Genomic DNA, 10,544 nt, shown 5'->3' on the forward strand with positions numbered 1-10,544 from the left:
CATCGTTGGCGACCATCGCGAGCAAGCCGCAAGCGGGCGCCCGCTCCTACAGTGATATTAGGTGCCCACAGGTTCCGCATACACCCGCTCACCTGGAGCAACCCGCTTATTGGCTGATGGCTTCACGTTGCTGTTTGCCGTCAACCAGGCGGTTGATGGCCAGTGGGTTGGCGTTTTTCAGGGGCTCGGGCAGTAGCTGGTCGGGGCAGTTCTGGTAGCACACCGGGCGCAGGAAACGCTCGATGGCCAGGCTGCCGACCGAGGTGCCTCGTGCATCGGAGGTGGCCGGGTAGGGGCCGCCGTGGACCATCGCATCACACACCTCGACCCCGGTCGGGTAGCCGTTGAACAGCACCCGGCCAACCTTCTGCTCCAGCAGCGGCAACAGCTCGCCATGGGTCTGCAAGTCAGCGGCTTCGGCAATTAGCGTCGCCGTCAGTTGACCGTGCAAGCCGTGCAGCGCGCGCTGCAGTTCAGCGGCGTCGGCCACTTCCACCAGCACGGTGGTCGGACCGAAGACTTCCTCCTGCAACAGCGGATCACCCTCGAGCAACAGACGGCTGTGGGCCTTGAACAACTGCGGCTGGGCCTGGCGACCCTGTTGCGCGCGGCCGGCGAGGTGGCTGACCTGCGGATGCGCGTGCAACGCTTCGACCCCCCGGGTATAGCTCGCCAGCGTGCCGGCGTTGAGCATGGTTTGCCCCGGTTGCTCGGCCATCAGGGCACTGAGCTGCTCGATGAAGGCACTGAATTCGCCAGAGCGAATCCCGATCACCAAGCCTGGGTTGGTGCAGAACTGCCCGCACCCTTGGACCACCGAGGCCACTAGTTCACTGGCGATTGTCGTACCCCGTACCCGCAGGGCGTCGGGCAGCACCAGCACCGGGTTGATGCTGCTCATCTCGGCGAACACCGGGATCGGTTGCGGGCGTGCGGCGGCCATGTCGCACAGGGCCCGACCACCTTTTAATGAACCGGTAAAGCCGACTGCCTGGATCGCCGGATGCTTGACCAGGGTTTCACCGACCCCGGCACCGTAGATCATGTTGAACACACCCTTGGGCATGCCGGTCTGTTCGGCGGCGCGGATGATCGCATCGGCGACTCGTTCGGCCGTCGCCATATGTCCGCTGTGGGCTTTGAACACCACCGGGCATCCGGCGGCCAGGGCTGCGGCCGTGTCGCCGCCGGCGGTGGAGAAGGCCAGGGGGAAATTGCTGGCGCCAAACACTGCCACCGGACCCACACCGATCCGGTACTGACGCAGGTCCACGCGGGGCAATGGCTGGCGATCGGGCAGGGCGCGGTCGATGCGCGCGGCATAAAAATCGCCGCGGCGCAGGACTTGGGCGAACAGACGCATCTGGCCACTGGTGCGACCCCGTTCGCCCTGAATGCGCGCTGTCGGCAACGCGGTCTCGCGGCTGACCAGGGCGATGAACTGTTCATCCAGCGCCTCCAGTTGTTCGGCAATGGCCTCGAGGAACTCGGCGCGGCGACTGGCCGCCAAGCTGCGAAAGGCCGGATAGGCGCTCGCGGCGGCCTGGGCGGCGGCGTCCACCTCAGCCTCGGTAGCCTGGCTGAAAGCGTAGGACAGGGGCTCGCCGGTGCTGGCGTCGTAACTGCGCAAGGTTTGGCTGCCAGCGGCGCTGCGGGCACCGCCAATGTAGTTGTGGCCGAGAAGGTCGGACATGCAAAAGCTCCTGTGAAAAATGGGGTCGGCTCTGCTGGTTTTGTCGGGGCGGGAACACGTCGCAAGCGGGCACCGCAAGCGGGAGCCCACCCCAACAGACAGACCGGGTTACGCCATTGAGTCGGCGCGGCGTGGGGTGGTGGCGTTCGGGTCGAGGGCGGCGATCCGTGCCGCGGACTCGGCATCCACCAGGTGCAAGGACTTGCCACGGGTTTCCCGAGTCAGGCCGACGGCCACGATGGAGATCAGCGACGCGCCGACCAGGTACCAGGCGATCGGTGTCGAGCTGTGGTACTTGTTCAGCAGGGTGATGGCGATCAGCGGAGCCAGCGAACCGGCGAAGATCGGCGCCACCTGGTAGCACAGCGACAGGGCGGTGTAGCGCACATGGGTGGGGAACATCTCGGCCATCAGCGCCGAGTAGGGCGCGTAGGTCATCGACTCGATGGCCAGGCCCAGGGTAATCGCCGCCATGATCAGCCAGTTGTTGCCGGTGTCCATCAGCGGGAAGCCGATGAAGCCCCAAAACGCGGTGAGTACCGCCCCGGTCAGGTACACCGGTTTGCGTCCGACGATATCCGACAGGTAGCCCATCAGCGGGATCAGGAAGAAATGCAGCAGGTGGGCGCCGAACATCAGGAACAGAATTTCCGAGGTGTCCTTGTGCACCACCAGCTTGAGGTACGTGATGGAGAAGGTCACCACCGTGTAGTAGAGGATGTTCTCGGCAAACCGTGCGCCGATTCCCACCAGCACCGCACGCCAGTGGTGGCGCAGGACTTCCACCACCCCCAGTTGTTGCTGCTTGGTCTGCGCCTGGCGAGCCTGGGCTTCCTTGAAGATCGGGGCATCGTCGACGCTGGTGCGAATCCAGTAGCCGATCAGTACCACCACGGCCGAGAACCAGAACGCTACGCGCCAGCCCCAGGCGAGGAATTGCTCCTCTGACAGGTTCGACGACAACAGCAGCAGGGCGACCGTGGCCACCAGGTTGCCCGCCGGAACCCCGGCTTGCGGCCAACTGGCCCAGAACCCACGACGGTTGTCCGGGCAGTGTTCGGAGACCAGCAGGATCGCGCCGCCCCATTCACCACCAAAGGCGAAGCCCTGGATCAATCGCAACAGCACCAGTAATACCGGCGCGGCATAACCGATCTGGTCGAAGCCGGGCAGGCAGCCCATGAGGAAGGTGGTGATACCGACTACCACCAGGCTCAGTTGCAGCAGGCGCTTGCGGCCGAATTTGTCGCCGTAGTGACCGAACACCAGGCCACCCAGGGGACGGGCGAGAAAGCCTACGGCGTACAGGGCGAAGGCGGCGATGATGCCGTCGATGGGGCTGTCGGTCTGGCGAAAGAACAACTGGCCGAAGACCAGTGCCGAGGCCGTACCGTAGAGAAAGAATTCATACCATTCGGCGACGGTACCGGCCATGGCGGCGCCGACGACACGTTTGAGTCCTGCGGGGGTGGTTGCGCTTTGAGTGGGTTGAGCGTTGGACATGCTGGCGTTTCCTGTAGGGGCGCAAAAACAGGCAGCCGGGCCGGACCTGCGAAGGTCCGCCCGGCACTCACTCAGAGACCGACGTCCGGCAACTCTGGACGGTTGGCCAGGGCCTTGGCCATGATCTGCTCGACGAATGCCCGATCGGCTTCCGGCAGGGCCAGGCGTGGCGGACGGGTCAGCGCGCTGCCGCGACCGGCGATGGCTTCACACAGCTTGATGCACTGCACCAGGTCGGCACGGGCATCGAGGTGCAGGATCGGCATCAGCCACTCATAGATCGGCATGGCTTCGGCGAAGCGCCCGGCCTTGGCCAGGCGGAAGATGGTTTCGCCTTCCTTGGGGAACACGTTGGACATGCCCGAGACCCAGCCTTCGGCACCCACGGCGATGCTTTCCAGGACCACGTCGTCGAGGCCGGCGAACAGCACGAAGCGATCACCGACTTCATTGCGCACATCGATGAAGCGCCGGGTGTCGCCGGAGGAGTCCTTGAAGCACACCACGTTGTCGCAGTCGGCCAGGGAAATCAGGATGTCCGGGGTCACGTCGTTTTTGTAGATCGGCGGGTTGTTGTAGACCATCAGCGGCACGTCGGCATTTTTCGCCACGTAGCGGTAGTGCTCGGCGGTCTCGAACGGCTTGGAGCCGTAGACCAGCGCTGGCATCAGCATCACGCCATCGACCCCGACCCGGCGCACGGCGTTGGCCACTTTGGCCGCTTGCACGCTGGTGAACTCGGCCACGCCGCAGATCACCGGGACCCGACCGCGGGAAGCGTCGACCGCGACTTCGGTCACGGCGATTTTCTCTTCCGCGGTCAGGGAGGTGTTTTCGCCTACCGAACCGCAGACCACCAGCCCGGATACGCCATCGCGAATCACGTTGGAAATCACCTGGTGGGTTTTTTCCAGGTTGATCGAGAAGTCATCGTTGAATTGGGTGGTCACCGCGGGGAAGACGCCACTCCAGTTAATGCGCTTGCTCATTGTTGCCTCCGATTGGTTTTTTGTATTTCGTATACGATATTTTAAATGCCGAAGCTCGGCTAGTGCTTTTTGCAAAATAAACAGGGGTTTTGCTGCCGTTGGTCCGGGCAGACTCAGGCGCCGGGCCAGGTGTCCGACAAGCGATAGCCTTGTGGCCACGGGTCGCTGGGGTCGAGCAGGTGTTGATGGGTGCCGGTGATCCAGGCCCGCCCGGAAATGCACGGGTAGATGGCCGCGCGTCCGGCGACTTCGGTCAGCGAATCGATGCGGCAGTGGAACTCGGAGCCAAGGATCGAGCGGCCGATAAAGCGTTCGCCAACCTGCATCAGGCCCTTGGCGTGCAACACGGCCATGCGTGCCGAGCAGCCGGTGCCGGTGGGCGAGCGGTCGATCTTGCCGGGCTGGATCACCACCGCGTTGGCGCCAGTGGCAATGCCGTTCTCCACCACGATCGGGGCTGCCAGTTGGCAGAAGGAAATGTGCGACCACTCTGGGTTCAGCGGGTGGACGAAGCCCAATTGCTCGTTGGCCGCGCGGGTGATCTTCAGCCCGACCGCCACCAGGTCCGCCGCCTCATCGGGACGAATCGAGAAACCCAGGGCTTGGGCATCGGCGATCACAAAACTGTCGCCGCCGTAGGCGGTATCGACCTGCAGCGATCCCAGGCCTTCGACTTCGATCCAGGCGTCGAGGCGATCGGCGAAGGAGGGCACGTTTTTCACCTCCACCCGTTGCACCTTGCCGTCCCGGCAGTCGGCGACCGCTTCGATCAGGCCGCCCGGGGCTTCGAGTACCAGCCGGGTTTGTGGTTCGGTCATCGGCAAGATGCCGCTGTCCAGCAGCACGGTGGCCACGCACAGGGAATTGGACCCGGACATCGGCGGGGTGTCGGCCGGTTCCATGATGATCCAGCCCATCTGCGCCCGCGGGTCCTTGGCCGGCACCAGCAGGTTGACGTGGCGGAACACTCCGCCGCGCGGTTCGTTGAGCACGAAGTTGCGCAGGGTCTGGTCCTGGGCGATCCAGCGCGACTGTTCCCACAGCGTGGCGCCGGGTGGCGGCGCAACGCCACCGACGATTACATCACCGACCTCGCCTTCGGCGTGGCAACTGACGACGTGAATGACTTTTGATGAACGCATGCTGTCCTCCTGTTGTTGTCTGTTTGGGCCTCATCGCGAGCAGGCTCGCTCCCACATTGATCTGTGGCGGCCATCGATTTTGTGTACGCCACCCAACCCTGTGGGAGCGAGCTTGCTCGCGATGGTCGCAAGAGCGACGCGTTTATCCAGACTGCACGTGTCATCGTTGACGACCATCGCTTCAAGCCCGCTCCCACATTGATCTGTGGCGGCCATCGATTTTGTGTACACCACCCAACCCTGTGGGAGCGAGCTTGCTCGCGATGGTCGCAAGAGCGACGCGTTTATCCAGACTGCACATGTCATCGTTGACGACCATCGCTGGCAAGCCAGCTCCCACAGGATTGGGGTTATTTCACCGATTTGAGAAACGCCGCGGTCTCTGCGTGCAGCGGGTTGCCGATGACCTGGTCCGGCGAGCCGATCTCGTGCACCAGGCCGTTGCGAAAGAACGCCACGCGGTCGGAGACATCCCGCGCGAAGCGGATTTCGTGGGTCACCAGGACCATGGTCATGCCGTCTTCGGCGAGCATGCGCATGGTGTCCAGGACTTCGCCCACCAACTGCGGGTCGAGGGCCGAGGTGGCTTCGTCGAACAGCATGTAGTCCGGCGACATCGCCAGGGCGCGGGCGATGGCCATGCGTTGTTGCTGGCCGCCGGAAAGCTTGCCGGGGAAGGTCTTGAGCTTGTCGCCCAGGCCCACGTGAGTGAGTTGCCTGACCGCCAGCTCCTCAGCCTCGGCCTTGCTTTTGCCGAGCACTTTGCGCGGCGCCAGCATCACGTTCTCCAGGACCGTCAGGTGCGGGAAGGCGTTCCATTGCTGGAACACGATGCCGATTTTCTGCCGCAGGCGGTTGAGGTCGGTGCCGTTGCCGTGGACCTCGATGCCGTCGACGCGGATGTTGCCTTTCTGGATCGGTTCCAGGCCGTTGATGCACATCAGCAGGGTCGACTTGCCGGAGCCGGAGCCGCCGATGATCGACACCACCTCGCCCTTGTTCACCGTCAGGCTGACGCCCTTGACCACTTCCAGGTCGCCGAAGGATTTGTGTACGTTGTCGATCTCAATCATTTTCTTGCCACCTTCTTTCCAGACGAGCGCCCAGGCGGGCAACCACCAGGCTCATGACGTAATAGATCAGACCCGCGACGCACAGCACCAACAACGGCTCCTGGATGCGGGTGACGATGGTTTGCGAGGCGCGCAGCAGTTCGACGATGCCGATCCACATCACCAGCGCGGTGTCTTTCATCACGCTCAGGACCAGGTTCAGCCAGCCGGGGAAGGCCACGCGGGTAGCCATCGGCAGGACGATCCAGCGCAGGTCCTGCAGGTAGCTCAGACCCAGGGAGCGACTGGCGCGGCGCAGGGTGTAGGGCACCGAGAGCACACCGCTACGCACGATTTCGGTGAAGTACGCCGCGGCGTACACCCCCAGCACGATGCAGCCGACACTGAAGGCGCTGATGTTCAGGCCGAGGATGCTTTTCAGCGAGTTGAACAGCACGAACTGGATCAGCAACGGCACGCTGCGAAACACGTCCAGCACCCAGGCCAGGGGCAGGCTGGCCCGTGGCATCAGGGCGCGCAGCAAGCCAAACAGCAGCCCGGCCACGGTGCCGAGGATGATCGACCAGAACGTCAGTTGCAGCGTGACCCAGGCACCGTTGAGCAGGAACAGCAGGTCATTGATCGAGAAGCTGGTGGTAAACATGCTCACTTCCTCAGTAACGGAACAGCCGCCACGACAGCAGTCGGGCTACCGCGACGATCGCCTTGGCAATCAAGTAGTACAGGACCGCGGCAATGGCGAAGTACTCGAAGGTGCGGAACGTCTTGACGTTGTAGTCCTGGGTCACCCCGGTCAGGTCGTTGTTCAGCCCGACGATCACCCCCAGCGAGGTCATCAGTACCGCCCAGACCATTTGATTGGTCAGCGGGTAGAAGACGATGCGCAGCAGTTGCGGGACGATGATCAGGCGATAGGCCTGGAACGCGCTCATGCCCAGCGAGCGTGCGGCACGCACCTGGGTGTCGGGCACGGCCTTGAGGCCCCCACGAAAGTTTTCCGCCAGGTAGCCGGCGTTGTTGAAGGTGATCCCGGCGAGCAGGGCGAACCACGAACTGACGTGCAAGCCGAGCGAACCCAGGCCGAAGTACAGGACGTAGATCTGGAACAGCGACGGGGTGTTGCGGGCAATCGATACCCAGCCGTTGCCGATCCCGCGCAGCAGCGGGTTGCGGGTTTCGCGCATCACCGTCAGGGCCAGGGCGATCAGCACCCCGAAAATCATCGACAGGGCTGCCGTCTCGAAGGTCACCAGGGCGCCGGCAAGCATGTCCGGCAGGGCGCGCAGGGCCGAGCGCCATTGGAAGCTGTAGTCAAACATGCGCAGGATTCTCCAGGCGGGCAGCAGGTTGCAGCCAGGCCGGCAGGCGCCCGCTGGCCGTGGCGGTGCAGGCGGCTTCGACACATTCCTTGAGGCTGGCGAAGTGCACCTTGCGCCCCACCAGGCCGGGTGCGTAGTGGGCGTATTTGCCCGAGTTGGTCATCAGGGTGGTGGCCGCCAGCGGGATCACCGGCTCGCCGAGCATGCACCAGCAGGTGTCGGTGACCAGGGTCGCGCCGAAGGCTTCAATCACCGCGATGTGCCCGGCGGCTCGCGCCTGCTCCAGCACCGCACGGCCGCAGGTGATGGCGACCACTACCGCGGGGTGCTTGTGCCGGCCGCGACACAAGCGCGCCAAGTGGCCAAATTCACTCAGGGAAAAGTGCGGGTTGCCCAGGGAGACCATATCGACCCGGCTGTCGCGGGCGCTGTTGAGTTCACGCCAGCTCACCAGCAGGTCTTGCAGGTGGATGTTTTCCTGGGGGAGCAGGACATCGGCCTCCAGCACCTGGCGCGGGTCGAGCGCCTCGGGGGTGACCCCGGCAATATGGAACATCGGCGCCGCCGATGTAGTGGCGAACGCCGCGCCGAAGGCCTTGAGATCATCCAGGCTCGGCTGGCGCTGTTCCAGACCCAGCACCAGGGGAATACGACTGCCGGCCAGGGCGCCGATGTGGTAGCCGAGCAGCGGGTAGAACGCGTCGTCCAGGTCCGCCAGTTCGGGTACCTGCACCTGCAGACCGGCCTTGCGCTGGGCGTCCAGGTGGCAGCCGATCAGGGGCGCACGGCCGGTGAGGGCAATGCAGATGTCCAGGTAGTCCGGGTACTTGAGGGTCCGCGCGCCGAGCACACTGTTGGCGTAGACCACGGCATTCGATTCAGCCCAGACAATCTGCTCGCCGGCCTGGGGGGCGCTGTCGAGCAGGTAGGGTGCACAGGTGAAGCTCAGTTGTGCGCCCATCGCCATGTAGGCATCTCCCAGGGCACTGGCCGGTACGCCGAGGGCAGGATCGATGCCCAGTTCGCGCCAGCGGCGCTGGTCCACGGAGATCGAATTGAGGGTGGTGGGCACGCGCACTTTCGCGCCCCACTGCACCAGTTGTTCGGCAAACCGCAGGCTGGCCGGACCGGTGTAGATGCAGCCGTCGATGTGCGCCTGGGTGACATCCACCAGGCGTTGCGCGCCCTGCAACTGGGCCATGCGCAGGACGATCTGCATCGCCACTTGCGCGGCCTGGCCATGGTGGCCGGCGAGCAGTGCCTGATCCAGTTCGCTGAGTTCCAGGCTGCTGTGGTTGTCGGGTTTGCGCAGGGCGTTGTCGGGTGCCTGCCAGGCATCTCCGGGTGCTTGCTCGAACAGGCTCAGGGCGCTGTCTTCGACCCGCGCGACCGCCATGCCGCGCAGGGTGGCAAAGGCCTCCCGGCCGATGCACAGCACCGGCAGGGAGCGTTGGAAAATCGTCTGCGCCACGAGCACGCCCAGGGTCAGGATCTCATCCGGTTCGGCCAGCACCAGTGCCGCTGGGGCATGACCGTTGCTGATCAACTCCATCAGCACGCTGCTGCCAGTACAGGAGCCGCGGCCGCTGGGAATCGCCAGCACCCGGCCGGCCAGGTGTTGGCCGCTGAGGGGGTGGTGACGGTCGATGACCTCACCGCTGCACGGATCGACCCCGCCCCAGAAACTCAGGCCGACATCGGCGAACAGCAAGGCGCCTTCGGCGGCGCCCGGGACCAGACAGCGCCCGGTCAGAGAAGTGAGCCTAGGCATGCCGGACACCTTAGTAGTAGACCTGAGGCACGGTCAGGTTGGTCGGCGGGATCTCGGTGCCGACCCATTTGACGAACAGCTCTTTGTAGCGCCCGGTGCGCACCTGCTGGTTGACGAACAGGTTGAGGTAGTTGAGCAGGCCGTACTCGTTACGCTTGGCGCCCAACGACACGTAGTCGATCACGTAGGGGGCGTTGCCGGCGATTTTCAGGTTCTTGTATTTGCCCGACTTAATGGTCGCGGCGGCAACTGTGTTGGTCACGATCGTGGCGTCGATGTGGCCCTGGGCGACCGCCAGCAAGGTGTCATTCTGCGACTGGTAGGCGCGGAAGCTGCCGCTGCCCCAGCTCTTCACGTCCTTTTCCAGGGCAATCGCTTCATAGGTGCCGCTGGTGTTGCCGACGGGTTTGCCCTTGATGTCGTCGAAGCTGTTGATGCCGGTGTTGTCGCGGGTCAGCACCACCATCTGGAAGGCGAAGTAAGGCACGGTGAGGCCGACTGTCTTGGCCCGCTCCAGGGTGTCGGAAGTGGAGGCAACGATCACGTCGGCGCGTCCGGAGACCAGCGCCGGAATCCGGTCGGGGAACGGCGTCTCCACCACTTCAGCCTCGACCCCGAGGATCTTCGCCAGGTCGTGGCAATAGTCCACGTCGAAACCCGCCGGGTTGTTACCTTCATCGCGAAAACCCATGGGCGGGAAGTCCAGGGTCACGGCGCAGCGCAGCTTGCCCGAACCGACGATGTCGTCGAGCTTGTCGGCCTGGGCGGTGGCAATAAAGGAGGTACTGAGCACAGCGCTGAGGGCTACGGCAAATGCGGGGTTTTTCATAGAGGCCTCGTGATGGGTGAAGTGCTGTTGGGTAGCGTATTGGGGATTTCGTATACGATATTAACAATAGCAATCAACGTGCCTGTTTCCAGTGTAAAAGCAGATTTTTTTCTCAGCCCTTGCGGTAGGCGTGCTGCGGCGAATTGGCTGGAGGCAGAGTGACAGCATGGCCGTCGGGGGAGGTGGGGGGCGGTGTTACATATGGGAGCAAAGGTTGTTTGAGCG

General features: G+C 63.9%; 9 protein-coding genes. All 9 read right to left on the reverse strand.

Annotated features, from left to right (window positions below):
- Window positions 1-106 precede the first annotated feature (106 nt).
- Entirely contained in the window at window positions 107-1,693 is a 1,587-nt protein-coding gene (locus tag ACM6IP_RS12285; protein WP_414861589.1) for an aldehyde dehydrogenase (NADP(+)), read from the reverse strand.
- A 108-nt stretch (window positions 1,694-1,801) separates the two neighbouring features.
- A complete protein-coding gene (gene abaF / locus ACM6IP_RS12290) occupies window positions 1,802-3,196 on the reverse strand; it encodes a fosfomycin efflux MFS transporter AbaF (RefSeq protein WP_414861590.1) in 1,395 nt (464 codons plus the stop codon).
- Window positions 3,197-3,267: 71 nt separating this feature from the next.
- Entirely contained in the window at window positions 3,268-4,185 is a 918-nt protein-coding gene (locus tag ACM6IP_RS12295) for a dihydrodipicolinate synthase family protein (protein ID WP_095169112.1), read from the reverse strand.
- Window positions 4,186-4,298: 113 nt separating this feature from the next.
- The gene (locus ACM6IP_RS12300; protein ID WP_159996459.1) at window positions 4,299-5,327 is read right to left on the reverse strand and encodes a trans-3-hydroxy-L-proline dehydratase; all 1,029 of its coding nucleotides are present in this window, start codon (window positions 5,325-5,327) and stop codon (window positions 4,299-4,301) included.
- Between the two features lie 350 nt (window positions 5,328-5,677).
- On the reverse strand, window positions 5,678-6,400 hold the full coding sequence (locus ACM6IP_RS12305) for an amino acid ABC transporter ATP-binding protein (protein ID WP_159996457.1): 723 nt from the start codon (window positions 6,398-6,400) through the stop codon (window positions 5,678-5,680).
- The gene (locus tag ACM6IP_RS12310) at window positions 6,393-7,043 is read right to left on the reverse strand and encodes an amino acid ABC transporter permease (RefSeq protein ID WP_414861591.1); all 651 of its coding nucleotides are present in this window, start codon (window positions 7,041-7,043) and stop codon (window positions 6,393-6,395) included. The genes ACM6IP_RS12305 and ACM6IP_RS12310 overlap by 8 nt, the downstream gene beginning before the upstream one ends.
- A gap of 10 nt (window positions 7,044-7,053) precedes the next feature.
- Window positions 7,054-7,719 (reverse strand): amino acid ABC transporter permease, encoded by a 666-nt coding sequence (locus ACM6IP_RS12315; RefSeq protein WP_095169116.1) that lies wholly within the window; start codon window positions 7,717-7,719, stop codon window positions 7,054-7,056.
- Window positions 7,712-9,490: an aconitase X gene (locus tag ACM6IP_RS12320; protein ID WP_414861592.1), complete on the reverse strand. Its 1,779-nt coding sequence runs from the start codon at window positions 9,488-9,490 to the stop codon at window positions 7,712-7,714. The genes ACM6IP_RS12315 and ACM6IP_RS12320 overlap by 8 nt, the downstream gene beginning before the upstream one ends.
- A 10-nt stretch (window positions 9,491-9,500) precedes the next feature.
- A complete protein-coding gene (locus ACM6IP_RS12325) occupies window positions 9,501-10,319 on the reverse strand; it encodes a transporter substrate-binding domain-containing protein (protein WP_095169118.1) in 819 nt (272 codons plus the stop codon).
- Between the last annotated feature and the right edge of the window lie 225 nt (window positions 10,320-10,544).

This window comes from Pseudomonas sp. IT-P176 (assembly GCF_949767245.1).
In the GTDB taxonomy this organism is placed as follows: domain Bacteria; phylum Pseudomonadota; class Gammaproteobacteria; order Pseudomonadales; family Pseudomonadaceae; genus Aquipseudomonas.